The organism is Dactylosporangium sp. NPDC005572 (assembly GCF_040605515.1).
Taxonomy (GTDB): domain Bacteria; phylum Actinomycetota; class Actinomycetes; order Mycobacteriales; family Micromonosporaceae; genus Dactylosporangium.
This window is the reverse complement of sequence record NZ_JBEXCY010000162.1, coordinates 1-26,489: the sequence shown is the minus strand read 5'-3', so window position 1 is coordinate 26,489 and position 26,489 is coordinate 1. Positions and strand designations below refer to the sequence as shown.

Below are 26,489 nucleotides of genomic sequence, written 5' to 3'. Positions count from 1 at the left end.
GCCGGCGTCGGGCAGCGCGAGGTCGGGGTCGGGGCCGTCGCCGGTCGCGCCGTCGCGCAGCGTCCACAGCGCCAGGGCGCCCGCGTACGCCAGCAGCGACACGGTGTCCAACGTGGACGCCATGGCGGCGTTCCCCGGGCCGAGGCCGCGCATCCAGGCCCGGTCGAAGGCCCGGTCCTCCTCGGACAGGTCGCGCCACACTGCCGGGTGCGGCCAGACCCGGGTCAGCTCCGGGTCGTCGAGGTCGACCTCGGCCAGGCAGCGCCCGAGCCGGTCCCGGTCGTCGTCGCCGATCGGCAGGCCCGGCGCCGCGGCCAGGATCGCCGCGCGCTCCTCGGGCAGGTGGCCGAGGAGGAACACCAGGGCGAGGGTCCGCCCCGGCTCGCCCGGCGCCGCGGCCAGGGCCAGCAGGTCCGGCACCGCGGCGCGGATCGCGTCGCGCAGCCCGGCCGGCGGCGCGGGCGTCTCCAGGGCGATGCCGAGGAGGAGCGCGTAGTAGGCGGCGTCGACCGGGTCGGCGGCGGTGATCGCGGCCACCCCGGCCGGGCCGGCCGCCTCGAGGTCCCGGACCGCGTCCGGTACGACGGTCAGCAGGTCGTTCATGCGGGCACCTTCTGCTGGTTGCCGGCCGAGCGCAGGTCGTCCGGGTCGATGGGATAGGCGTCGGACAGGATCGCCGGGGCGAAGCGGTAGCGGCCCGGGATGTGGTCGAGGATCTGGTACCGCAGCCGCCGCCGCAGGGTCTGCAGCGGGGTCCTGGCGACCAGCCCGGACTCGTTGCGGGCCTGGTAGCGCACCACGTTGTCCTTGTGCCGGCGGCGACGGGCGACGAACTCGGCGAACGTCGCGGCCGGCACCACGCCCCGGCTCCCGGACAGCGCCCGGGCCAGCAGCGGAGTGACCTCGATGCAGTCCTGCATCGCGAGGTTGATGCCCTGGCCGAGGATCGGCGTGACGGTGTGCGAGGCGTCGCCGATGAGCAGCAGCCCGTCGCGGGTCCACTCGTCGACCTGCGCGGTGAAGATCTCCAGGAAGCTGGTGTCGTCCCAGCTGTGCAGGCCCTCGTCCATGAGCGGGCCGAGGCGCGGGTCGAGCTCGCGGATGTTGCGCTTCATCGTCTCCAGGCCGGCCTTGCGCCACTCGCCGAGGGCCTTCTTCGGCAGGTTCGTGGCGACCCGCAGCGCGTCCGGGAACGTCGGCATCACCACGACGTGGCGGTCGCGGTTGACGAAGAACTCGGTTTGCGGCGGCCACCCGCCCGGGCGTGGCAGCCGGAACCACAGCACGTCGCGCTCCATCGGCGTGATGTTCGCGGCGATCCGGGCCGCGTTGCGCACCTTGGAGAACCGCCCGTCGGCCCCGACCACGAGCCGGGTCCGCACGGTGATGCGCTCCTCGCCGCGGCGCAGCACGGCGCCGACGACCCGCCCGTTCTCCTCGACCAGCTCACTCAGGGCGGTACCGGTGAAGAACCGGAAGCCGGGCTCCTCGGCGGCGGCCCGGTTGATGATCTCCAGCAGCGCGGGCTGCGGCATGTCCACGGGCACGGTGCCGTTGCGCAGGCGGCCGTACTCCAGCGTCATGACCCGCCGGCCCTCCATGAACATCACCATCCGCTCCACCGGCTGCGTGCCGTGGCGGCGGATCGCCTCGCCGAAGCCGAGCTTGTCGAGCATCAGCAGCGACGGGCCGGTGATGGTGTCGCCGCGGAACGTACGCTCGATCGTGGCCTGCTTCTCCACCAGCGTCACGTCGATGCCCCGGCGGGCGAGCATGCAGCTGAGCAGCGCGCCGGCGGGGCCGCCGCCCACCACCAGCACGTCGGTCTGCTCCGGAACGGAGCTGGGATCCGGGACGGACATTGCGCCTCCTTGGGGCCGGCCTGGTCGCGCCTGACGGAACGCTACGAGCCGCCGCGCCGCGCCGGACACCCCTATCGCCCCCGATCCCGGGCGGCGACGCGCGGCGGCGGGCCAAGCCGCGCGTTAGTCCGGGCTTAGCCCGGCGGCCGAGGATCGTGCGCGAAGCCATCGTGCCGCGAGGAGGACGTGCAATGGCAGATCCCAGGGTTCACATCCGCTCGATCGGCACCGCCCTGCCGGGCGCGCCGATCGACAACGCGGGACTGGCCCGCCATTTCAAGATGACCGCGTCGTTCGCGCAGTGGATCGACACCTACGTCGGGACGAGCTTCCGGCACTTCGCGTTCGACCTCGACACCGGCAAGCGCGAGTACAGCCTGGCCGAGCTCGGCGCCGAGGCGGGCAGCCGCGCGATCGCCAACGCCGGCATCGAGCCGGGGGAGCTCGACCTCATCGTGATGGCGACCTGGTCGCCGGACCAGCTGATCCCCGCGACGGTGAACATCGTCGCGGACCGGCTCGGCGTCAACGACCTGACCACCTTCCAGCTGCAGTCCGGCTGCACCGGCGCGCTGCAGGCGCTCGACGTGGCCAGCCAGCTGCTCATCGCGGGCCGGCACCGCACCGCGCTGGTGATCGGGGCCGACACCTGCTTCAAGCACTTCCGCCCCGGCCTCGACCCGCGCCGCATGGAGCCGGGCCACCTCGTCAACACGGTGCTGTTCGGCGACGGCGCTGGCGCCGCGGTGCTCAGCCGCGACCCGGCGCCCGGCGCGCCGCTGCTGCGCCACGTCTCCGTGCGGCTGACCGGCCTGAACCGGGCCCCGGGGCAGAGCGCCGACTGGTTCGGCTGGGGCGACACGCTGCCGGACCACCTGCCGATCGCCGAGGACTACAAGGCGATCGAGGAGGCGGTACCGGCGATGGCCGTCGAGATGTTCCACGAGCTGCTCGAGGAGCTGGACTGGAGCGTCGAGGACGCCGACTATCTCCTGCCGCCGCAGCTGTCCGGGCAGATGACCGAGCGCATCACCGGCCTGCTCGACGTGGCCGGGCTGCAGGAGATCTCGTGCGTGCGCGAGACCGGCAACATGGGCAACGCGCTGCCGTTCTTCCAGCTCGAGCTGCTGCTGCCGCGGATGGGCGCGGGCGACCGGGCGCTGGGCGTGGCGATCGAGTCCAGCAAGTGGATCAAGTCCGGCTTCGCCGTGGAGATGCCGTGAGTACCGCGGCGCAGGACCGGCTGCGCGAGCTGCACCGCGGGCGGGAACTCGTCGCGTCGTACCCCGAGGTGCCCGCCCTGCTCGCCGAGCTGCCCGAAGAGCGCCTCGGCTGGGCCGGGCAGCTGCTGGCCCGGCTCGACCCGGACGAGGTCCTGGCCGCGCACCCCGGCGTGACCGCGGTCACGGTCGCCGTCACCGGCCACGGCACGCTGAACCCGCTGGTGCCCGCGCTGACCGCCGAGCTGGCCCGGCACGGGCTGCTGCTGCGCCCGGTGACGTCGAGCTTCGACAGCTACGTCGCCGACCTGTCCGACCCGGGCAGCGCCCTGGCCGCGGCGAACGCCGACCTGACGCTGTGCGTGCTCGACCCGATGATCGTCTTCGACGAGATACCGGTGCCGTGGAGCGCCGACGACGCCGCGAAGACGCTCGCCGGCAAGGTCCAGCTGCTGGACTGGCTGGCCGGTCAGGCGGGCGGGCACGGGTCCGGCACGCTGGTGTACAACACCTTGCCCCTGCCCCGTCGTTTCGCCGCGCAGCTGGTCGACCACCGCTCCCGGGCCCGGCTCGGCGCGGCCTGGCGCACCGGCAACGCCGACCTGCTCGCGCTGGCCGAGCGCCATCCCGGGCTGGTCGTGCTCGACCTCGACCCGCTGCTGGCCGAGGGGGTCGGCGCCGACGACGCCCGGTTGAGCGTCTACGCCAAGGCCCACCTGCGCCCGGAGCTGCTGGCCGCCTACGCCCGCCAGGTCGCGCACCTGGCCCGCCACCAGCTCGGCCGGACGAAGAAGGTGCTGGCGCTGGACCTGGACGGCACCGTGTGGGGCGGCGTGCTCGGCGAGGACGGGCCGGACGGGATCGAGGTCGCCGGGGGGTACCGCGGCGACGCGTTCCAGGCCTTCCAGCGCACCGTGCGCCAGCTCGGGGCGCAGGGCGTGCTCGTGACCGCGGTCAGCAAGAACGACCTCGAGCCGGTGCGCGAGGTGCTGCGCACGCACCCGGAGCTGGCGCTGCGCGAGGAGGACTTCGTGCGGGTCAGCGCCAACTGGGAGCCCAAGCCCGGCAACCTGTGCGAGACGGCGGCCGTGCTCAACGTGGGCCTGGACAGCTTCGTGTTCGTCGACGACAGCCCGTACGAGTGCGGCCTGGTCCGCCGCGAGCTGCCCGAGGTGGCCGTGGTGGCGGTCGGCGAGGACCCGGCCGGGCACGTGGCGAGGCTGCTCGCCGACGGCTGGTTCGACGTGCGGGAGGTCACCGCCGACGACCGCGCCCGGCCCGGCCGCTACCGCGACGAGCGCACCCGGGCGGACTTCCTGCACTCGTTCCAGTCCCTCGACGACTACCTGCGCGAGCTCGGCGTCGTGGTCCGCTTCGGCCCGGCGCGGCCCCGCGACCTGGGGCGGCTGTCCCAGCTGACACTGCGCACCAACCAGTTCAACCTCACCACCGACCGGCTGCAGCCGGCCGAGCTCGACGCGGTGGTCGCCGATCCGCGCCGCGAGGTGCACGCGATCCGCTCGGCCGACCGCTTCGGCGACAACGGCATCGTCGGCGCCGTGTTCACCCGGCGCGAGGACGACGGCGTGCACATCGACAACTTCCTGCTCAGCTGCCGGGTCTTCAGCCGCGGCATCGAGCAGGCCTGCCTGGCGGCGGTGCTGCGCGCCGCCCGCGACGGCGGGGCGGCCGCGGTGCACGGCACCTACCGGCCGACGAAGAAGAACGCCGGTGTCCGCGACTTCCTGCCCCGCCACGGGTTCCTGGCGGTGCACGAGGACGAGGCCGCCACGACGTACCGCCACGACCTGGCGGAGCTGCCCGAGGTGCCGCAGTACGTGCGGCTGGTCGAGAACGAGGAGGAGAGCCCGCGGTGACCACGATCGACGAGTTCATCGCGCTGTTGCGCGACGAGCTGGGCCTGGAGGTGACGGCGGACGACGCCGGGCGGCGGCTCGACGAGCTGCCCGGCTGGGACTCGGTGCACCTGCTGTGGATGGTGGCCCACATGGAGGAGGCCACCGACCGGCAGGTGCCGCTGCCGGCGCTGCTGGAGGCGCCGAACATCGAGGAGCTGTTCGCGTTGTACGCCGCGTAGGCGCGGTCATGCGACGAAGCCGGCCCCGCCCGGGGCCGGCTCTCTCGTGCGCGACGGTTCAGGCGGCCCGGCGGTCCAGCAGCCGGTCGGCGCTGAGGATGGCGCGCTGCAGGTCCTGCAGCTGCCGGCACGGCTCCAGGCCGAGCTCGCGGTGCAGCAGCCGGCGCACCGACTGGAACACCTGCAGCGCGTCGGCGGCCCGGCCCGAGCGGTACAGGGCCAGCATCAGATGGTGGTACAGCGCCTCCCGCAGCGGGTTGCACGCCGTGAGCGCGTACAGCGGCGAGATCAGCTCGCGGTGCCGTCCCAGGTGGAGCCGGGCCTCGATGAGCAGCTCCTCGCACTCGATGCGGGTCTCCATCAGCGACGTCACGTATCCCTCGAGGATCGGGCCCGGGCGCAGGTCGTCGAGGACCTGGCCGCGCCACAGCCCCAGCGCCGCGCTCAGCGTCTCGCTGGCCGCGTCGTGGCGCAGCTCGCGGATCTCGGCCCGGCCCCGCCCGGCCAGCTCCAGGAACCTGTGCGCGTCGAGCTCGTCCGGGCCGAGCTCGAGCAGGTAGCCCGCCGGCCGGGTGACGACCGGGCTGTCGGTGCGCCCCGAGCGCTGCAGGAACTTGCGCAGCTGCGACACGTACACGTGCAGGCCCGCGGTGGCCCGCCGGGGCGGCCGCTCGCCCCACATCTCCGACATGAGCTGATCGTGCGTCACCAGCTGTCCCGCGCGAGCCAGCAGCACGGTGAGGAGGGTCTCGACCTTGTGCCCGCCGACGCTGAACGGCAGCCCGTCGTGGACGACACGGAGCGGTCCCAACACCTCGTAGCGCATGAGCAAGTCCTCCGGTGCTGTTGTCGGTTCCCCGTTGGTACCTACAGCCATCAACGTAGGTACCAACGGGCAGCCGCAGGAACCCCTATGTGCCCTTGTCGTGGGCGGCTCGCAGCGCTATGGATTACCGGTCTGTTTCGCGGCTGCGGCGGTGATGCGACGGCCCCTGGCCCTGGCCACGCGCAGCAGCAGCCCGACGCCCAGGCTTTGCAGATTGCGCACATTCCGCATCCGCAGCAGCGACTGCATGACGAACAGCTGCGTCTCCACGAAGTGTGCGGGCGCGGCGTGCACGTCGTCGTGCTCGAGCAGCCACAGCTGCCGGACGTTCTCGCGCAGGATGCGCAGGTCCGACGGCGGGATGATCTCGTCGCGCAGGCTGGCCGAGCACGCGACCGGGATGTCCAGCGCCGCCAGGTCGCCCGGCGACATCGCCCAGCCGGGCAGGACCTCGGGCAGCTCGGCGACCGGGTGGCCGGTCAGGTGGGCCAGGGTGTCGAGGGTCACCTGCGGCACCTTGCGCAGCCAGACGTCGTCGGTGAAGAAGCCGCGCACGGGCGCGCCGCCGGTGACGATGCCGTGGATGCGCGGGTCGTCGACGGCCGAGCGCAGCGCCATGTGACCGCTGAAGCTGAACATCAGCGCGTAGGTGCGCGTCACGTCGCAGCGGTCCCGGACCGCGTCGAGCACCGCGGGCAGCTGCTTCCAGCTCTCGGCCGTGTAGACGCCGGTGTTCTCCCCGATGCCGGGCAGCTCCATGGCGATGCCGGCGAGCCCCTGCTTGCGCAGGAACGGCAGCATCGAGCCCCACTGCTCCTTGACGGACACGATGCCGCCCATGATGACCACGAGCGGCCGGCGCTCGGTGCGCGACAGCCCGATGGTCCAGCACCGTAGCGGTCCGCCCGGCGCGTCGACGGTGAGCGGCTCGATGCGCTCGGTCCGCGCCCACTCGCCGAACGCGCGCACGGCGTTGTCCTGGGCCTCCCGGCGGGGCTCCCCGTCGACGAACGGGAAGCGGGCCATGACGAAGCCGCGGCAGGCGTCGCGGATCTTGCCCTGTCGCTCCCATTCCTTCGCGGCCGCCGACCACTCGTGCGCCCACGAGCCGGGCCCGGAGCCGTCGGTGCGGATGCGGTCCAGCACCTGCTGGTACCCCTGCAGGCGCTGCGTCTTCGCGTGCGCGACGACGTAGTTCTTGAGCTCGCTCAGGTCATTCACGGCCCACCCCCACCGGCTGCGCGGTCGTCTCGGTCACGGCCTGGGTCACGGCCGGGCTCTCGGCCGGCGCCGCGTACGCCTCCAGGGCCGCCTTGATCTCGGTCAGCACGTCGGCCGCCTCGGCGCCGTCGATGACCCGGTGGTCGAAGGTCAGCGTCATCCGCATGAGCGGGGCGATGCCGAGCCCGCCGTCGCGCACCACGGGCCGGTCGGCGATCCGGCCGAGGCCGAGCGTGATCGTGGTGCCGCCGACGGAGTAGAACCCGTCGACGGCCCGGTGCCCGAGCGAGCTGACGGCGAACGTGCCGAACACGCTCGGCCGCAGGGCCAGGGACCGGGCGGCGACGCCGAACAGCGCGGCCCGCAGCGGCCCGGGCAGCCGCTGCATGCGGCGCACCCGCTCGTACTCCGGCATCGTGTCCGGGTCGCCGGTGCGGTAGTGCTCGACCCGGTCCTGGATCTCGTCGAGGCTCGCCGTGTCCAGGCCGGGCAGCACCGCCGTCATCACGACCCGCTGCCCGCCGAACGTCTTGTCCATGGCGAACTTGCCGCTGACCGCCGGGTACCGCATCACCTTCGGCCGGCGCCCACCGGCGAGGTGGGCGTTGGCGTGCGGGTGCCGGGCCAGGACCCCGGCGGCGGCGTGCAGCGCGTAGGTGACGGTCGAGTAGCGCCGCCCCGCCGCCCGGTGCGCCCGCACGCCGCTCATGTCGACGTCGGTGTCCAGGAACACGGGGGAGAAGGCGCGGATATGGCGCAGGAAGTCCAGCGTCGTGCGGTGCTGGCGGATGACCGGTTCGGCCTTCACGTCGCACGCACCGGGGTGGCAAGGGCGGTCACGTCAGTCCTCTCGTCGGTGGGGATCAGCGCGGCCCGCAGGAACAGCGCGAGCTCGCGCGGGGTCGGGTTGTCGAGGATCTGCACGGGCGGCAGCTCCAGACCGGCCTGGCGCAGCCGGTTGCTCAGCTCGAGCGCGGCGAACGACGAGAAGCCCACGTCGAGCAGGCTGGCGTCGGGGTCGAGCTCGCCGGGCGCGGCCAGGCCGAGGACGGCGGCGGCCTGTTCCAGCACCGCTTCGAGCAGCCGCGCCACCTGCTCGTCGGGGGTGCACCCGGCCAGTTCCCGGCCCAGTTCGCGGGCCAGGTCACCGTCGGGGGCGGCGGTGTGCGCAGGTCGCGGCCCGCGATGCAGCCGGTGCGCGGCGGCGCCGGCCGGGTCGAGCTCGGCGATGACCGGCGCACCCTGCGCGCGGGTGCCGGCCCGGGCGAGCACACCGAGCGCCAGGGCCGGCACGACGTCGCGCAGGCCCCACCGGTGCAGGTCCTCCTCGCCGGGGCAGCCGGTGGGGCCCCAGGCGACGCAGAGGGCGGGGCGGCCCTCGGCGCGGGCGGCGGCGGCCATGTCCTCCAGGCACGCGTGCAGCGGGCCGTCCTCCGGGCGGGAGGGGGCGCCGAAGAGGCCGGCGGCGGGCGCGAAGAGCACGAACGCGTCGAGGCCGGGCGCGGTGGCGCCGTCGGTGGCGTCGGCGGCGATGGCTGCGTCCGGGCCGAGCGCGGCAGCGGCGCCGGTGGCGCCGGTGTCGATGGTCGCGTGCGGGCCGAGCGCGGCGGCGGCGCGGTCGAGGTTTCCAGCGGCGCGGAGGGCCTCCGGTCCGGTGGCGCGGGCGCCGGCGGCGTGCACGATCGCGGTCAGCCGACGGCGGCCGGGCCGGGGCGGCGCGGGCGGGGGCGGCACTGGCCGGCGGGCCGTCGCGGGCACCGGGAGCAGCACCGGCACGGGGCACGTCGCGGGGGCCCGCCCGGACGCCGGTACCGGCCCCGGCTCGGTCGCCAGCCCGGCGACGAGGGCCGTCACCGCGCCCGGGTCGGTGAGGTCGCAGGCGACCGCGGTGACCTTGGCGCCGCGCCGGGCGAGCTCGGCCTCCAGGGCGGTCAGGTCGGGCACCTCGGTGCCCGGCGGGGTGGCGAGCACGACCTCGGCGGCGCCGGCGCCGGTGAGCCAGCGGGCGACGTCCCGGCCGAGCGGCAGGTCGCCGCCGGTGACGAGCACGGTGCCGGTCGGTGTCCACTGCGGATCGCCGGGTCCGCCCGGGCCGGTCTTCTCGGCGACCAGGCGGCGGGCGAAGGTTCCGGCGGCCCGCACGGCGACCTGGTCGCCCGCGGCGCCGGACAGCGCGACGGCGAGCCGGCGACCGGCGGCGGCGTCGAGGTGGGCCGGGAGGTCGACGAGGCCGCCCCAGCGGCGGGGGCGCTCGACGGCCATGATCGGGCCCAGCCCCCAGAGCACCGCGTGCGCGTGGGCGCCGGGGACGTCGGCGTCCGTCGCGGTCACCGCCCCGGCGGTGGCGATCCACAGCCGGGCCTCGGGCGCGGCGTCGTCGATCGCGTCGGCGAGCGCCACGGTCGCCCGCAGGGCGACCTGCGGGTCGCCGGCCGCCTCGCCGGGTCCGCCGCCGCCGGGAACGGCCGGCAGCCAGAGCACGTGGTCGAAGGCCCGCCCGGCCAGCCCCTCGTCCAGCGCGGCCCGGTCGAGGCCGGTCACCGTGGCGGCGCCGGCCTCGGTGCCGGCCCCGTGCAACGCCTCGAGGACATCGCCGGTGGGGACGCCGGGCGGGGCGACGACGAGCCAGCGGCCGGGGAGCCCGGGGAGCACTGCCGGGTCGGCGTCGGGTACCCGCTGCCAGTCGAGGCGGTGGAACCAGGAGCCCCGCCGGTGCCAGGCGCCCAGCCGGGGCAGCAGCGCGCCGAGCGCCTCACGGCCGTGGTCGGGCAGGCCGAGCAGGTCGCCGAGGGCCTCGGGGTCGCCGTCCGCGACGGTCCGCCAGAACGCGGTGTCGGTGTCCGGGGCAACGGTTGCGGCGGGCGTGTCGACCCAGAACCGGCGGCGCTGGAACGGGTAGCCGGGCAGCGCGGCCGGCAGCGCGCCGGAGCCGGGCGCGGTCACCTCGGCCCAGTCGACGGGGCGGCCGGTCGCGTGCAGCTGGGCGGCAGCGGTGACGGCGGCCCACGGCTCCGGGCGGCGGGCCCGCAGCAGGGGCACCGCCACACCGTCCGCGGGTACCAGGCCGGACAGCACCGCGTCGGGGCCGAGCTCCAGATGGGCACCGGCGCCGCGGGCGGCGAGCTCGCGCAGGCCGTCGTGGAAGCGGACCGTGCCGCGCAGGTGCCGCACCCAGTAGTCGGCCGTGACCAGGTCGTCGCCGGCGGCGAGGCGGCCGGTGACGTTGGAGACGACGGGCAGCTGCGGGCGGCGGTACGTCAGCCCGCTCGCGACCGCGCCGAAGCGCTCGAGGATCGGGTCCATCAGGGCGGAGTGGAACGCGTGGCTCACGACGAGACGCTTCGCCTTGTGACCGGACCGTCGCAGCGCTGCCGCCAGGTCGTCCAGGGCGGCCGCGGGGCCGGACAGCACGACGGCGCGGGGGCCGTTGACCGCGGCCACGCCGACGCCCCCGGTCAGCAGCGGCTCGACGTCGGACTCCGACGCCTGCACGGCCAGCATGCCGCCGCCCTCCGGCAGGGACTGCATGGCCTTGCCGCGCTCGGCGACGAGCAGGGCCGCGTCGGGCAGGTCGAGCACCCCGGCGACGTGGGCGGCGGCCAGCTCGCCGATCGAGTGGCCGAGCAGCAGCGCCGGGCGCAGGCCCCAGGCGGTGACGAGCCGGTACAGCGCCACCTCCAGCGCGAACAGGGCGGCCTGGGTGTAGCCGGTGCGGTGCAGCCGCTCGTCCGCGTCGGCGAACATCAGCTCGCGCAGCGGAGCGTCGAGGTGCGGGTCGAGGTGGGCGCAGGCCTCGTCGAGGGCCTCGGCGAAGCGGGGGTAGGCGCGGTACAGCTCCCGGCCCATCCCGGAGCGCTGGCTGCCCTGCCCGGTGAACAGCACCGCCAGCCCGCCCGGGGCGCCCGCCGTGCCGCGGACCACGGCCGGGGAGGGCTCGCCGCGGCCGAGGGCCTGCAGGCCGTACCGCAGCGCGGTTCGGTCGGCGGCCACGACGACGGCGCGGTGGTCGAACGGGGTGCGCCCGGCCAGCCGCCGGCCCGCGGTGGCCAGGTCGGCGCCGGGGTGGGCGTCGAGGTACGCGGCCAGCCGCCCGGCCTGCTCGCGCACGGCGGCGTCGGTGCGCGCGGACAGCGGCCACGCCACCGGCCGCCCGTCCGGTGCCGCGCCGGTCGGCTCCGGTTGCGGGGGCTGCTCCAGGATCACGTGGGCGTTGGTGCCGGAGATGCCGAACGAGGAGACGGCGGCGCGGCGCGGGCGGCCGGTGTCGGGCCAGGGCCGGGCCTCGTCCAGGAGCCGGGCGTTGCCGCTGGTCCAGTCGATGTGCGGGGACGGCGCGTCGACGTGCAGGCTGCGGGGCAGGATGCCGTGCCGCAGCGCCATCACCATCTTGATCATCCCGGCGGCGCCCGCCGCGGCCTGGGTGTGGCCGATGTTCGACTTGACCGACCCGAGGTGGATCGGGCGGTCGGCGGGGCGGTCGCGGCCGTAGGTGTTGAGGATGGCGTGCGCCTCGATCGGGTCGCCGAGGGTCGTGCCGGTGCCGTGCGCCTCGACGACGTCGACGTCGGCCGGGGTGAGCCCGGCGCCGTTGAGCGCGTCGCGGATGAGCCGCTCCTGCGCCGGGCCGTTGGGGGCGGTGAGGCCGTTGCTGGTGCCGTCCTGGTTGGTGGCGGTGCCGCGGATGACGGCGAGGACCGGGTGGTGGTTCCGCCGCGCGTTGCCGAGGGTCTCCAGGACGAGCACGGCGGTGCCCTCGGCCCAGCCGGTGCCGTCGGCGGCCGCCGCGAACGGTTTGCAGCGCCCGTCGGGGGCCAGGCCCCGCTGGCGGGAGAACTCGATGAAGACGCCGGGGGTGGCCATGATGGTGGTGCCGCCCGTGAGGGCGAGGGTGCACTCGCCGCTGCGCAGGGCCTGGGCCGCGAGGTGGGTGGCGACCAGCGACGAGGAGCAGGCCGTGTCGACGGTGACGGCGGGGCCCTCCAGCCCGAGGGTGTAGGCGATCCGGCCGGAGGCGACGCTGCCCGCGGTACCGATGCCGATGAGTCCTTCGACGCTCTCGGGGAGGGCGTGGACGAGCCGTCCGCCGTAGTCGCCGTAGATGACGCCGGTGAACACCCCGGTGCGGCTGCCCCGCACGTCGTCGGCGGCGAGACCGGCGTCCTCCAGGGCCTCCCAGGCGACCTCGAGCAGCTGCCGCTGCTGGGGGTCCATCGCCGCGGCCTCGCGGGGGCTGATGCCGAAGAACTCGGCGTCGAAGTCGGCGGCGTCGTAGAGGAACCCGCCCTCGCGGGCGTAGGCGTGGCCCCAGCGCTGCGGGTCCGGGTCGTAGAGCGCGTCGGCGTCCCAGCCCCGGTCGGCGGGGAACGCCGACACGGCGTCGGCCTCGTCGATCACGAGCCGCCACAGGTCGTCGGGGCTGCGCACGCCGCCCGGGAACCGGCAGGCCATGCCGATGACCGCGATCGGCTCGCGGGCCGCGTCCTGGGTCTCCTGGAGGCGCTGCTGGGCCTGGTGCAGCTGCGTCGTGGTCCACTTGAGGTACTCGACGAGCTTTTCCTCGGTTCCGGTCACCGGTGCCCTCCCGCACTGTCTGCCCGCGCGGTCATGCCGACGACCGGCCGAGCTGGTTGTCGATGAAGTCGAAGATCTCGTCGGCGGACGCGGCGCCGATCCGGACGCCGGCGTCCCCGGCCGTCGGGTCCGGCCGGTCCCAGGCGGCGGCGAGCGCGCGCAGCCGGGGCTCCAGTTGCTCGCGGCCGTCGGCGGCGGGGTCGAGCGCTCGCAGCGCGGCCTCCAGCTCGGCCAGCCGGTCCAGGACGGCGGCGACCGGGGACACGGGCGGCGGGGCGAGGCGTTCACGCAGGTACGTCGCGAGCGCCGCCGGGTTCGGGTGGTCGAAGATCAGCGTGGCCGGCAGCTGCTGCCCGACCGCGCGGATCATCCGGTTGCGCAGCTCGACCGCGGTGAGCGAGTCGAAGCCGAGCTCCTTGAACGGCAGCTCGGGCTTGACCCCGTCCGGCTCGGCGTGGCCGAGCACCGCGGCGGCGTGCGTGCGGACCAGGCGCAGGACCAGTTCCTGCTGCTCGTCGGGGCCGAGCCGGGCCAGCTGCTCGGGCAGGCTCGCCACGGCCGCGGCCGGGCGGGCCGGCGCCGGCGGCACGAGGGCCCGGAACAGGGCCGGCACGTCGGTCACGGCGGCCTGCCGGCGGAGCGCGGCCAGGTCGAAGCGGGCGGTGACGACCTGCCGCCGCTCACCCGACAGCGCCCGGTCGAGCAGGTCGAGGGCGTCGTCGACGGCCATCGGGGCGTTGCCGCCGCGCAGCAGGCGCCGCTGGTCCTGCTCGGACAGGCCCGCGGTGAGCGCGGTGGTGGTGGCCCACATGCCCCAGGCCAGGGTGCGGGTCCCGGGGCGGCGCTGCGCGAGCGCGTCGAGGAACGTGTTGGCCGCGGCGTAGTTGGCCTGCCCGGCGCTGCCGAGGATGCCGGCGGCGCTGCCGTACAGGATCAGCGTGATGTCCGTGCCGTCGACGGCCCGGTGCAGGTGCCAGGCGCTGTCGGCCTTGGCGGCCAGGACGGAGTGCAGCCGCGCCTCGTCCAGGTTGGCCACGGTGGCGTCGTCGAGGATGCCGGCCGCGTGCACGATCGCGGTGACCGGCGGCGTCACCCCGGCCAGGAGCCGGTCGACGTCGCCGGCCCGGCCGGCGTCGCACGCGACCACGCGGGCCTGCGCGCCCAGTCCGGCCAGGGCGGCCACGATGCCGTCCGCGTCGGGGTGCCCGGGTCCGGTGCGGCTGGCCAGGACGAGGTGCCGCACGCCGTGACGGGCCGCGAGGTGCTCGGCGGCGAGCCGGCCCAGCGTGCCGGTACCGCCGGTGACGACGACGGTCCCGGCCGGGTCGAGCGGCGCCGGGCCCGGCCGCGGGTCGGCGAGGCGGGCCAGCCGGGGCGCGCGGGCGACGCCGGCCCGCACAGCCAGCTGCGGCTCGCCGGCCGGCACGTCGGCCGGAACGTCGGTCAGCGAGCCGTCGTGGTCGACGATCGCGATGCGGTCGGGGTGCTCGGTCTGGGCCGCGCGGATCAGGCCCCACACCGCGGCGCCGGGCAGGTTGGGCACGTCCTCGTCGGGGCGCGTGGCGACCGCCCGCTCGGTGAGCACGGTGAGGTGGGTGCGCCCGCCGGGCAGCACGCACTGCAGCAGCCGCAGCATGCCCGCCGCGGCCGCGTGGGTAGCGGCCAGTTCGTCGGTGCCCTCCGGCGGCAGCGGTACCGCAACCGCCAGGTGCGCCGGTGGGTCCTCGGTCAGCTCGTCGAGCGTGGCGTAGTGCCGGGCGCCGGCGAGAGCCGGGACGCCGGTGCCGTAGGTCGCCCAGCCGTGCGGCGCGGGCGCCGCGGCCGTGCGCACCCAGCCGACCTCGTGCAGCGGCAGGCGGGCGGGCGCGGCGAGCTGGGCCGGGTCGACCGGGCGCAGCGTGACGGTGGTGGCCACGACCGTCGCCCCGCCGGGCTCGGCGACGTGCAGGGTGGCGGTGCGCGGGCGGTCGGGGTCGACGGTGAGGCGGACCCGCAGCGTGCGCTCGGCCGTCGGGCGGATCGTGGTGCCGGTGAACGCGAACGGCAGGTGGACCTCGGCCGCGGGCGCGCCGGCCGGGTCGTCGAACAGGCCCCACGACGCGGCGAGGGTGTGCAGGGACGCGTCGATGAGCGCCGGGTGCACGGCGAACCCGGCGGGGTCGGCGCCGTCCGGCAGCGTCACCTCCGCGTACACGTCCGGTCCGGCCTGCCACATCGCGGTGACGGCCTGGAACGCCGGCCCGTAGGCGATCCCGGCCGCGAGGAACCGGTCGTACAGCGCCTCGACGGGCAGCGCGGCGGCGTGCGCGACCGGCCACGCCGGCAGCGGGTCGGCCGGGGGTGGCGGTTCGGCGGCCAGCCGGGCCTCGGCGTGCGCGGTCCACGCCGCCTCCCCGGCGCCCGACGGCCGGCTGTGGACGGTCAGGGTGCGTTCGCCGGTGTCCGGGTCCGGCGCGCCGACGGCGACGTGGAGGTCGGCGGCCCGGTCGGGTTCGAGGACGAGCGGGGCCTGGATCGTCAGTTCGGCGACGTACGGGTGGGTGGTGCGGGCCGCGGCGTGCTGGGCGAGCTCGAGGTACGCGGTGCCGGGCAGCAGCACCGTGGTGCCGACGGCGTGGTCGGCGATCCAGGGGTACGAGCCGATGGAGAGCCGCCCGGTGAACAGCAGGCCGTCGTCGGGCCGGCGGGTCATCGTGGCCAGCAGGGGATGCTCGGCGGCGCCGAGGCCCGCCCCGGACACGTCGGCGACCGGTGCCGGCAGGACCCAGTAGTCCTCGTGCTCGAACGGGTAGGTGGGCAGGTCCACCGGCGCGGGGTCGGCCGGCAGCAGCTGCGCCCAGTCGACCGGCGCGCCGTTGACGTGCGCCTCGGCGAGGGAGGTGAGCAGCCGGGCCCGCCCGCCGTCGTCGCGGCGGAGGGTGCCGATGGCGGTGCCGCGGGTGTCGAGGGTGTCGAGGGTGGCGGTGGTGAGCACCGGGTGCGGGCTGATCTCGATGAAGAGCGTGTGGCCGGCGCGTTCGAGGGCGGCGACGGTGTCCTGGAAGCGGACCGGTTGCCGGAGGTTCTGATACCAGTACTGCGCGGTCAGCGCCGTCGTGTCGATCGGCTCGGCGTGGACGGTCGAGTAGAACGGGACCGCGCCCGGGCGGGGCCGGATGTCGGCGAGGTCGGTGAGGACCTGGTCGCGGATCTGTTCGACCTGGGGGCTGTGCGAGGCGACGGTGGCCGGGACCGGGCGGGCCCGGATGCCGTCCTCCTCGCACGCGGCGTGCAGCTCCGCGAGGGCGTCGAGGTCGCCCGCGACGACGGTGGCGTTCGGCCCGTTGACGGCGGCGACCGTGAGCCGCGGGTGCCAGGGCTCGATGCGGGTCTCGGCCTCGGCGGCGGGCACGGGCAGGAAGAGCAGCGCGCCCTGCCCGACGAGGCGCCGCAGCGCCCGGAACCGGCGGATCGTCAGCTGGGCGGCGTCCGGCAGGCTCAGGGCCCCGGCGGCGTACGCGGCGGCGACCTCGCCCTGGGAGTGGCCGACGACGGCGTCGGGGCGGATGCCGTGGTGCTTCCACAGTTCCGTGAGCGCGACGACGACGGCGAACAGGCACGGCTGGACGACGTCGAGGTGGTCGATGCTCGGCGCGCCCGGCTCGCCGCGCAGGACGTCGAGGATCGCGAAGTCCAGGTGCGGGTCGAGCACGGCGGCCGCCTCGGCGAGGGCGGCCGCGAACGGCGCCGACGTTTCGAGGAGCTCGCGGGCCATGCCCTCCCACTGCGAGCCCTGGCCGGGGTACACGAACACGGTCTTGCCGCCCGGCCGCGGCGAGCCGAGGACGATCCCGGCGCCGGCCTCGTCCCCGGCCAGGTTCGCGAGGGCCGCGAGTCGCTCCTCGGCCGTCGCGGCCACGATCGCGGCCCGGTGCGGGAAGTGGGTGCGCCGGTGGGCGAGGGCGTGCGCGACCGCACCGGCGTCGGCCCCGCCCGCGGCGACGTCCTGCAGCCGCCGGGCCTGGGCCCGCAGCGCCGCCTCCGAGCGCGCGGACAGCAGCCAGGCGTGGGTGCCGTCGGGCGATCCGCCGGCCGGGCCGGTCGGGCCGGTCGGGGCCGGGGACTCCTCGAGGATCACGTGGACGTTGGTGCCGGAGATGCCGAACGAGGAGACGGCGGCGCGGCGCGGGCGGCCGGCGTCGGGCCAGGGCATCGCCTCGGTGACGAGCCGGACCGCGCCCGCGTCCCAGTCGATGTGCGGCGACGGGGCGTCGACGTGCAGGGTGGGGGGCAGCGTGCCGTACCGCATCGCCTGCACCATCTTCACGATCCCGGCCACCCCGGCCGCGGCCGAGCTGTGCCCGATGTTCGACTTGATCGACCCCAGCCACAGCGGGCGTTCGGCGGTCCGCCCCCGGCCGTAGGTCGCCAGCAGCGCATGGGCCTCGATCGGGTCGCCGAGCGTGGTCCCGGTGCCGTGCGCCTCGACGGCGTCGACGTCGTCGGGGCCGAGCCCGGCGTTGCTCAGCGCCGCGTGGATCAGCCGCTCCTGCGCCGGGCCGTTCGGCGCGGTCAGGCCGTTGCTGGCGCCGTCCTGGTTCACGGCTGAGCCGCGCACGACGGCGAGGATCCGCCGGCCGTTGGCGCGCGCGTCGGAGAGCCGCTCCAGCAGCAGCATGCCGGCGCCGTCGGAGAGCGAGGTGCCGTCGGCGGCGGCCGCGAACGACTTGCACCGCCCGTCCGGGGCCAGGCCCCGCTGGTGGCTGAACTCGGTGTAGAACACCGGTGTGGCCAGGATCGTGGCCCCGCCGGCGAGGGCCAGGTCGCACTCGCCGTTGCGCAGCGCCTGCGCGGCCAGGTGCAGCGCGACGAGCGACGACGAGCAGGCCGTGTCGATGGTCATGGCCGGGCCCTCCAGCCCGAGGGTGTAGGAGATGCGGCCCGAGGCGACGCTCGCCGCGCCGCCGGTCAGCAGATAGCCCTGCATCGCCTCCGGGGTCTCGCCGCCACCGCCGTACTGCTGGGTCACCATGCCGGCGAAGACACCGGTCCGCGAGCCGCGCAGGGTCGCGGGCGGGATGCCGGCGTGCTCAAGGGTCTCCCAGGCGACCTCGAGCAGGTGCCGCTGCTGCGGGTCGGCGGAGAGGGCCTCGCGGGGGCTGATGCCGAAGAACCCGGCGTCGAACCCGGCGGCGTCGCGCAGGAAGCCGCCCGAGCGCACGTACGTGCGGCCCTTGGTGCCGGGCTCGTCGGAGTAGATGGCGTCGACGTTCCAGCCCCGGTCGGTCGGGAAGTCGCCGATCGCGTCGACGCCGCCGGCGACGAGCCGCCAGAGGTCCTCGGGGTCGTTGACGTCGCCGGGGTACCGGCAGGCCATGCCGACGATCGCGATGGGCTCGTCGGACCGGGCGGCGCTCGCCGGTGTCGTTGCCGGCCGGTCGGCGCCGAGCAGCACGGCCCGCAGGTGCTCCGCCATGGCGCCCGGCGTCGGATGGTCGAACACGACGGTCGCGGCGAGGCGTACCCCGGCCGCGGCGCCGAGCCGGTTGCGCAGCTCGACCGCGGTGAGGGAGTCGAAGCCGAGGTCCTTGAAGGGTCGGGCGGGGTCGAGCGCCGAGCCGGTGTCGAGGTTGAGGACGGCCTGGGCGTGGCTGGTGACGAGCTCCAGCACCACCCGCCGCTGTTCGGGCTCGTCGAGCGTCGCGAGGCGGCGCAGCAGGGCGCCGCTGGGGCCGCCGCGGCGGTCGGGGGTCTGGACCAGGCCGCGGTACGCGTCGGGGAGCGTGTCGAGGTTCGCGCGGACGTCGGCGAGGGCGATGCGGGCGGTGACGAGCACCGGCCGGTCCCCGGCGAGCAGGGCGCCGAGCCGCTCGGCCGCCTCGCCGGCGCTGTTCTCGTTGTCGCGGTCGTCTGCGGCGCCGCTTTCGTTTGTGCGGCCGTCTGTGGCGCCGCCTTCGGTGGTGCGGTCGTCTGCGGCGCTGCCTTTAGTGGTGCGGTCGGAGGTGGCGCCGCCTTTGGTGTCCCGGTCGGGGCCGGCGATGACGAGGCAGCGGACCCCGGGTCGGTGGGCGAGCGCGTCGAGGAACGCGCCGTCGGCCGTCGCGTCCGGGCCGCCGACGGCGCTGTCGAGGTCGCCGTGGACGACGAGGACGGCCGGATCGAGGGCGCGGGTCGCCTCGTAGGTGCGCCAGGCGCCGTCGAGGTCGCGGCCGGTGTACACCACCGCCGCGATCGGCCCGTCGGCGTGCCCGGCTGCGTCGGCTGCGTCGGCTGCGTCGGCGGCCACGACGGCCCGGTCGCCGAGCCGCGCGGCGTGGGCCCGGGTGAGGGGGTCGTCCCCGCCGACGACGAGCACCGTCCCGGCCGCGGGCGGGGCGTCCGTGGCCGGGACCCGGATCAGGCGTGGCACCTGCACGGCGCCGGCGCGGATGCGGCGCTGCGGCTCGCCGCCGTCGGTGAGCGCGGCCCGGGACTCGGGGAGCCCGTCGTGGTCGACGATCGCGACGCGGCCCGGGTGCGCGGCCTGCGCGGCGCGGGCGACGCCCCAGGCCGCGGCGGCGGGCAGGTCGGTGCCGTCGAGCGCGCCCTGCGTGACCAGCAGCAGCCGCGCCCCGGCGGCCAGCGCGCGGGTGATGAGCGCCTCGGTGTACCCGGCCAGCTCGCGCGCGGCCGCAGGCACCGCGGCGTCGCCGCCGGACAGGGCGACCACCAACCGCTCGGCGTCCGTCGGCAACGCGTCGAGGGCCGGCCGGGCAAGGATCTCGGCCGGGTCGACCGGGGCACCCTCGGCCGGCGCGGGAACCCAGTCGACGGCGTGCAGCGGGCGCCCGGAGCGCCGGCCGACCACCTGCGCCGGATCGACGGTCCGCAGCGCGATCGTGGCGGCCGCGACCGGATTGCCGTCGAGGTCGCTCCAGCGCAGCCCGATGCGGTCCGGGTCGGCCGGGTCGGCGGCGAGCCGGACCCGCACGGCGTCCAGCGGCGCGGACGTGGCGACGGTGACGGCGCTGAACGCGAACGGCATCGACACCCGGCCGGCCGGGTCGCGGCGGCCCGTGAGGGCGATCGGGTGCAGGGCCGCGTCGAGCAGGACCGGGTGCAGGGCGTACCCGTCCGGCCGCAGTCCGACCGGCAGCTGGACCTCGGCGTGAATCCCTGCGTCGACCCCCGCCGGGTCCCGGCGCACCTCCGTCACGGCCCGCAGCGGCGGCCCGTAGCCGATGCCGGCGTCGGCCATCCGGTCGTACAGCTCGTCGGCGCCGCCCGGCACCGCGTCCGTGGGCCACGGCGCGGGCGGGGGCAGTGCGGGCCCGTCGGCGGTGAGGAGGCCCTCGGCGTGCGTGACCCACGGCTCGTCGCCGGCCGCGGAGAGCACGCTGACGGTCCGCCGCCCACCGGCCGCGGGGCCGGTGTGGACATGCAGCCTTCGGTCGGTGCCCGGGCCGAGCAGCAGCGGGGCCTGCAGGGTCAGCTCGGCCAGGTGCGGCAGCCCGAGGCGGCGCCCGGCGTGCAGGGCCAGGTCGAGCAGGACCGACGCCGGCAGGACGGCGGCGCCGTCGAGCGTGTGGGCGGACAGCCACGCGTCGGCGCCGGGGTCGAGCCGGCCGGTGAACAGGTGGCCGCCGTCGGGCAGCGAGGTGTGCGCGGCGAGCATCGGGTGGCCGGCGTCGGCGAGCCCGGCCGACGTGACGTCGCCGGAGCGCAGCGGGTTGGCCCAGTAGGTGTGGCGCTGGAACGCGTACGTGGGCAGGCCGACCGTGACGGCCCCCGCGGGCAGCAGGCTCGCCCAGTCCGGCGCGGCGCCGCCGGTGTGGGCCTGGGCCACCGACGTGAGGAAGCGGTCGAGGCCGCCGTCGTCGCGGCGGAGGGTGCCGACGGCGGTGCCGCGGGCGTCGCGGGTGTCGAGGGTGTCCTGGGCGGCGGCGGTGAGCACCGGGTGGGGGCTCATCTCGATGAAGCGGTCGTAGCCGTCCTCGGCGAGCGCGGCGACGGTGTCGTGGAAACGGACCGGTTGCCGGAGGTTCTGGTACCAGTACTCGGCCGTCAGCGCCGTCGTGTCGATCGGTTCGGCGTGGACCGTCGAGTAGAACGGGATCCCGGCCGGCTGCGGCCGGATGTCGGCGAGGTCGGCGAGGACCTGGTCGCGGATGCGTTCGACCTGGGGGCTGTGCGATGCGACGGTGGCGGGAACGTGGCGGGCCCGCAGCTCGCGGGCCTCGCAGGCGGCGTGCAGGTCGTCGAGGGCGTCGCGGTCGCCGGCGACGATGGTGGAGGCGGGGCCGTTGACGGCGGCGATCGTCAGGCGGCCGCCGTACGGGGCGAGGAGGGTCTCGGCCTCGGCGGCGGGCACGGCGAGGTGCAGCAGCGAGCCGTGGCCGACGAGGTGCTGCAGGGCCCGGAAGCGCTTGACGGTCAGGGCCGCGGCGTCGGCGAGGGTGAGCGCGCCGGCGGCGTATGCGGCGGCGACCTCACCCTGGGAGTGGCCGACGACGGCGTCTGGCCGGACGCCGTGGTGTCTCCAGAGGGCGGTCAACGCGACGACGACGGCGAAGAGGCAGGGCTGCACGACGTCGAGGCGGTCGATGCCCGGTGCGCCGGGTTCGCCGCGCAGGACGTCGAGCACGGAGAAGTCCAGGTGCGGGTCGAGGGCGGCGGCGGCCTCGGCCAGCGCGTCGGCGAACGGTTTGGAGGTTTCGAGGAGCTCGCGGGCCATGCCCTCCCACTGCGAGCCCTGGCCGGGGTACACGAACACCGTCCGGCCGGTCGTGGCCCGGCCCGCGACGACGTTCGGGGCCGGGCGCTCCGCGGCGAGCGCCGCCAGCCCGTCGAGCAGTTCGGCGCGGCTCCCGCCGACGACGGCGGCCCGGTGGGCGAAGTGGGTGCGGGTCGTGGCCAGGGACAGGGCCACGTCGGCCGGGCGGGTCCCGGGATCGGCCCGCACGTGCTCCAGCAGCCGCGCCGCCTGGTCGCGGACCGCGGCCGCGGTACGACCCGACAGGACCCAGGCCACGGCGGCGTCGGCGACCGGCTCCGGCTCCGGCCGGGCCGGGGCCTGCTCGAGGATGGCGTGGGCGTTGGTACCGGAGATGCCGAACGAGGAGACGGCGGCGCGGCGCGGGCGGCCGGCGTCGGGCCAGGGCAGCGCCTCGGTGAGCAGCCGCACGTGGCCGCCGGTCCAGTCGACGTGCGGCGTCGGCTCGTCGACGTGCAGCGTGCGGGGCAGCACGCCGTGGCGCATCGCCATGACCATCTTGACCAGGCCGGCGGCGCTGGCGGCGGCCTGGGCGTGGCCGATGTTCGACTTGATCGACCCGAGGTGGACGGGGCGGTCGGCGGGGCGGTGCCGGCCGTAGGTGTTGAGGATCGCCTGCGCCTCGATCGGGTCGCCGAGGGTCGTGCCGGTGCCGTGCGCCTCGACCACGTCGACGTCGCCGGGGGTGAGGCGGGCGCTGGCGAGGGCCTGCTCGATGAGCCGCTCCTGCGCCGGGCCGTTGGGGGCGGTGAGGCCGTTGCTGGCCCCGTCCTGGTTCGTGGCCGTGGCCCGGATGACGGCGTGGATCGGGTGGTTGTTGGCCTGGGCGCGGCTCAGGGTCTCCAGGACGAGCACGGCGGTGCCCTCGGCCCAGCCGGTGCCGTCGGCGGCCTTCGCGAACGGTTTGCAGCGCCCGTCGGGGGCCAGGCCGCGCTGCCGGGAGAACTCGATGTGCATGCCGGGGGTGGCCATGATGGTGGTGCCGCCGGCGAGGGCGAGGTCGCACTCGCCGCTGCGCAGGGCGTTGGCGGCGAGGTGGGTCGTCACCAGCGACGAGGAGCAGGCGGTGTCGACGGTGACGGCGGGGCCCTCCAGGCCGAGGGTGTACGCGATGCGGCCGGACGCGACGGCACCGGCGCCGCCGGCCGCGAGCAGGCCCTCCAGCTCGCGTGGCGGCCGGGGCAGCAGGCGGGTGGCGTAGTCGCCGTACATCAGGCCGATGAACACGCCGGTCGCGGTGCCGCGCAGCGTCGCCGGGACGATCCGGGCCGACTCCAGGGCCTCCCAGGCGGTTTCGAGCAGCTGCCGCTGCTGCGGGTCCATCGCCGCCGCCTCGCGGGGGCTGATGCCGAAGAACTCGGCGTCGAAGTCGCCGGCGTCGTGCAGGAAGCCGCCCCACGGCGCGTACGTCTTGCCGGACGCGTCCGGGTCGGGGTTGTGCAGGCCCGCCCACGCCCCGCCGCGGTTGGCCGGCAGCTCACCGATCACGTCGCGCTCGTCGAGCACGAGGCGCCACAGGTCGTCCGGCGTCGACACCCCGCCCGGGAACCGCACGGCCATCCCGACCACCGCGATCGGCTCCCCGGCGCGCTCCTGGAGCTCCTGCACGCGCCGGTTGGCCTGGCGCAGCTCCGCCGTCGCGCGCCGGAGGTAGTCGCGCAGCTTGTCCTCGTTCATCGCGAGCCTTTCGCTGTTCAGGAGATGCCGATCTCGTGGTCGAGTGCGTCGAACAGTTCGTCGTCGCTGGCCGCGTCGAGCCCGCCGTCGCCGGCGGGCGTGCCGGGGCCCATCCGCCGGGCGAGTGCCTGCAGCCGGGCGGCGACGGCGCCGTGCCGGGCGTCCCCGGGTGTGATGCGGTCCAGCGCGGCCTCGATCCGCGCGAGCTCGTCCAGCACCCGCTCGGCCTCGGAGGTGCGGGGCGCGACGACGCCGTGCAGGTACGCCGTGAGCGCCGCGGGGCTGGGATGGTCGAACACGACCGTGGCCGGCAGCGGGCGGCCGGTGGCCTGGGACAGGCGGTTGCGCAGCTCGACGGCGGTGAGCGAGTCGAAGCCGAGGTCCTTGAACGGCAGGTCCGGTTCGACGGCGCCGGGCCCGCTGTGGCCCAGCACTTCGGCGGCGTGCGCCCGTACGGTGCGCAGCAGCAGGCCGAGCTGCTCGCCCTCGTCGAGCCCGGCGAGCTGCCGCCCGAGGTCCGCGGTGGCCGCCGTCCGGGCCGGTCCGGCGGCGGGGGCGGTGAGCGGGTGCCGGTTGGCCCGCAGGACGGCGAGGTTGAGGTGGGCGGCGACCGGGTTGGGGTGGCCGGCGGCGAGGGCCCGGTCGAGGAGGGCGAGGGCGTCGCCGGTCGGCATGGGCTGGGCGCCGGTGCGGGCGAGGCGCCGCTCGTCGCGGTCGCTCAGGTGTCCGGTGTGGCCGGACGCGGTCTGCCACAGGCCCCAGGCGATGGACAGGGTGCGGGGTCGGTGGCGGGCGAGGGCGTCGAGGTAGGCGTTGGCGGCGGCGTAGTTGGCCTGGCCGGGGTTGCCGAGGGTGGCGGCGGCGCTGCTGTACAGGATCAGGGTGGCGGTGGGTGGGAGCAGCCGGTGCAGGTGGTCGGCGGTGGCGGCCTTGTTGCGCAGTACCGCGTGCAGCCGCCCGGCGTCGAGGGCGGTGACGGTGGCGTCGTCGAGCGTGCCGGCGGTGTGGATGACGGTCGCGACCGGCGGGGTCGCGGCGGCCAGGAGGCGGGCGAGCTGCTCGGGGTCGCTGGTGTCGCAGGCGGCGACGGTGGCCTCGGCCCCGAGTTCCGCAAGCTCCGCGGTGATGGCGGGCGCGTCGGGGTGCCCGGGGCCGGTGCGGCTGGCCAGCAGGATGTGCCGGGCGCCGTGCCCGGCGGCGAGATGGGCGGCCGTGAGCCGGGCGAGGGCGCCGGTACCGCCGGTGATGAGCACGGTCCCGGCCGGGTCGACGGCGAGGGGTTCGGCGCCGGGGCGCTCGGCCGCGGGGGCGAGGCGCGCCATGTGGACGGTACCGCCGCGGACGGCCTGCTGCGGCGCGCCGATGCCGGGGTCGGTGAGCGTGCCGTCGTCGTCGATGATCGTGATGCGGCCGGGGTGCTCGGCCTGGGCGGTGCGGACCAGGCCCCAGACGGCGGCGGCGGGAAGGTCGGGCACGGGTTCGCCGCCGGTGCCGGTGGTGACTGCGCCGGTGGTGATCAGGATCAGGTGCCGGTCGGTGGCCAGGACGCGCTGGAGGAGCTCCAGGGCCCGCGTCGTGACGTCGAGCAGGTCGCCCGTGGGCAGCCGCTCGACGATCGCGTCGGCCGGCGCCGCAACCCGGTCGGCGGCGGGCACCGGGGCCCAGGCGACCTCGTACAGCGGCCGGACGTTCAGCTCGATCGGGCGGGACGCGACCGTCGTGGCGGCGATCGGCTCCCCGCCCGGCCCGTAGAGCCGGACGGCGGCCGTGCCGGGCCCGGCGGTCAGGCGCGCACGGACGGTCTCGGCGGTCGTCGGGGCGATGGTCGCCGCGGTGAACGCGAACGGCAGGGCGGGCTCGGTGCTGGTGCGGGCCAGGGCGTGCAGGGCCGCGTCGAGCAGGGCCGGGTGGGCCAGGTGGCCGCCGGGTGCGGGGTGGCGCAGTTCGGCGTACAGCTCGGGGCCCTGCTCCCAGGCGGCGGTGACGTTGCGCAGGGCGGGGCCGTAGCCGAGGCCGAGCCGTTCCAGGTGCCGGTAGAGCTCGTCGACGTCGAGCGGCTCGGCGCCGGGCGGCGGCCACGCTCCGGCGAACGGCTCCAGGGGCGGCACCGGGCCGAGGGTGGCGTCGGCGTGGCGGATCCAGTCGGCGCCGTCGGTGCGGGCGTGGACGGTCAGTGTGCCCTGCCCGTCGTCGCGGACCTGGACCTCGGCGGGCGAGCGGCCGGTGAGGACGAGCGGCGCCTGGATGGTCAGCTCGGCGATGCCACGGTCGCCGGCGGCGAACTGGGCGAGTTCGAGCAGCGCCATGCCGGGGACGACGACGGTGTCGGTGACGGTGTGGTCGGCGAGCCACGGCTGGCGTTGCGGGCCGAGGTGGCCGGTGTAGAGGGCGCCGCCGTCGGGCAGGTCGGTGCGGCCGGTGAGGATCGGGTGGCCGGTGTCGGCCAGGCCGGTGGGCGACGGTGCCGGGTGCACCCAGTACTGCTCGTGCTGGAACGGGTAGGTCGGCAGCGAGACGATGCGGCCGGGTGGGAGCAGGTTGTCCCAGTTGATGGGGATGTTGTGTTGGTGGAGGCGGGCGATGGCGGTGGGGTAGGCGTTTGTGGTGTTGGGTCGTTGGGTGGGGATTGCGGTGTGTTGGGCGGCGAGGGTGGTGAGGGTGGTGTCGGGTCCGAGTTCGAGGAGGACGGCGCCGGTGTGTTGTTGGAGGTTGTCGTGGTGGCGGACGGTGCCTCGGAGGTGTCGGGTCCAGTATTCGGGTGTGGTGGGGTCGCCGTTGGTGGTGAGGGGTGTGTGTGGTTGGTGGTAGGTGAGGGTCGCGGCGATGGCGTGGAATTGGTCGAGGATGGGGTCCATGAGTGGTGAGTGGAATGCGTGGCTGACTTTGAGGGTTTTGGCGTTGCCGGTGATGGTGTTGAGTTCTTTGGCGTCGCCGGAGAGGACCAGAGAGGTGGGGGTGTTGATGGCGGCGATGGCGACGCCGGGTGTGAGTAGTGGCGTGATCTGAGCTTCGGTGGCGGTGACGACGGCCATGGCGCCGCCGGGTGGGAGGCTTTGCATGAGGGTGGCGCGGGCGGTGACGAGGGTTGCGGCGTCTTGGAGGGAAAGAATGCCGGTGAGGTGGGCGGCTGCGATTTCGCCGATGGAGTGTCCGATGTAGGCGGTCGGCCGGATGCCGTGATGGGCCAGGAGTTTGCCGAGGGCGACTTGGAACGCGAACAGGGCTGGTTGGGTGTTGCCCGTTTGGTGGAGTTGGTTGTCGGTGTTTGCCCACATGATGTCGC

10 protein-coding genes and 1 pseudogene are annotated in these 26,489 nt (G+C 75.9%); 3 read left to right on the top strand and 8 right to left on the bottom strand.

The window, feature by feature from the left end; translation table 11 throughout:
• Together ABZS66_RS45460 and ABZS66_RS45455 are read right to left on the bottom strand one after the other, a co-directional pair.
• Positions 1-603: pseudogene (locus ABZS66_RS45460) on the bottom strand (hypothetical protein); the annotation flags it as partial.
• A complete protein-coding gene (locus ABZS66_RS45455; protein ID WP_354769214.1) occupies positions 600-1,862 on the bottom strand; it encodes an FAD-dependent monooxygenase in 1,263 nt (420 codons plus the stop codon). The pseudogene ABZS66_RS45460 and the gene ABZS66_RS45455, both read right to left, overlap by 4 nt.
• A 191-nt stretch (positions 1,863-2,053) precedes the next feature.
• Between ABZS66_RS45455 and ABZS66_RS45450 the strand changes: the two genes are divergently transcribed.
• Genes ABZS66_RS45450 through ABZS66_RS45440 form a run of 3 tightly spaced genes read left to right on the top strand, consistent with a single transcriptional unit; the run spans position 2,054 to position 5,180 of the window.
• Complete coding sequence (locus ABZS66_RS45450; RefSeq protein WP_354769212.1) at positions 2,054-3,085, top strand: 3-oxoacyl-ACP synthase III family protein; 1,032 nt, start codon at positions 2,054-2,056, stop codon at positions 3,083-3,085.
• Positions 3,082-4,959, top strand: coding sequence for an HAD-IIIC family phosphatase (locus ABZS66_RS45445; protein ID WP_354769210.1), 1,878 nt, complete (start codon positions 3,082-3,084; stop codon positions 4,957-4,959). The genes ABZS66_RS45450 and ABZS66_RS45445 overlap by 4 nt, the downstream gene beginning before the upstream one ends.
• Positions 4,956-5,180 (top strand): acyl carrier protein, encoded by a 225-nt coding sequence (locus ABZS66_RS45440; protein ID WP_354769208.1) that lies wholly within the window; start codon positions 4,956-4,958, stop codon positions 5,178-5,180. Before ABZS66_RS45445 ends, ABZS66_RS45440 begins: the two co-directional genes overlap by 4 nt.
• A 58-nt stretch (positions 5,181-5,238) precedes the next feature.
• On the opposite strand, the gene ABZS66_RS45435 is transcribed toward ABZS66_RS45440, so the two are convergent.
• From ABZS66_RS45435 to ABZS66_RS45410, 6 genes are all read right to left on the bottom strand, one after another.
• The gene (locus tag ABZS66_RS45435; protein ID WP_354769206.1) at positions 5,239-6,006 is read right to left on the bottom strand and encodes an AfsR/SARP family transcriptional regulator; all 768 of its coding nucleotides are present in this window, start codon (positions 6,004-6,006) and stop codon (positions 5,239-5,241) included.
• Between the two features lie 117 nt (positions 6,007-6,123).
• On the bottom strand, positions 6,124-7,227 hold the full coding sequence (locus ABZS66_RS45430; RefSeq protein ID WP_354769204.1) for an alpha/beta hydrolase: 1,104 nt from the start codon (positions 7,225-7,227) through the stop codon (positions 6,124-6,126).
• Positions 7,220-8,035: a 2-oxo acid dehydrogenase subunit E2 gene (locus tag ABZS66_RS45425; RefSeq protein WP_354769202.1), complete on the bottom strand. Its 816-nt coding sequence runs from the start codon at positions 8,033-8,035 to the stop codon at positions 7,220-7,222. Before ABZS66_RS45425 ends, ABZS66_RS45430 begins: the two co-directional genes overlap by 8 nt.
• Positions 8,032-12,798 (bottom strand): beta-ketoacyl synthase N-terminal-like domain-containing protein, encoded by a 4,767-nt coding sequence (locus tag ABZS66_RS45420; RefSeq protein WP_354769200.1) that lies wholly within the window; start codon positions 12,796-12,798, stop codon positions 8,032-8,034. The genes ABZS66_RS45425 and ABZS66_RS45420 overlap by 4 nt, the downstream gene beginning before the upstream one ends.
• Before the next feature lie 31 nt (positions 12,799-12,829).
• Positions 12,830-23,206: an SDR family NAD(P)-dependent oxidoreductase gene (locus ABZS66_RS45415; RefSeq protein ID WP_354769198.1), complete on the bottom strand. Its 10,377-nt coding sequence runs from the start codon at positions 23,204-23,206 to the stop codon at positions 12,830-12,832.
• Between the two features lie 17 nt (positions 23,207-23,223).
• Positions 23,224-26,489: SDR family NAD(P)-dependent oxidoreductase (locus ABZS66_RS45410; RefSeq protein ID WP_354769196.1), on the bottom strand; the 3,266-nt coding region annotated here is incomplete at its 5' end.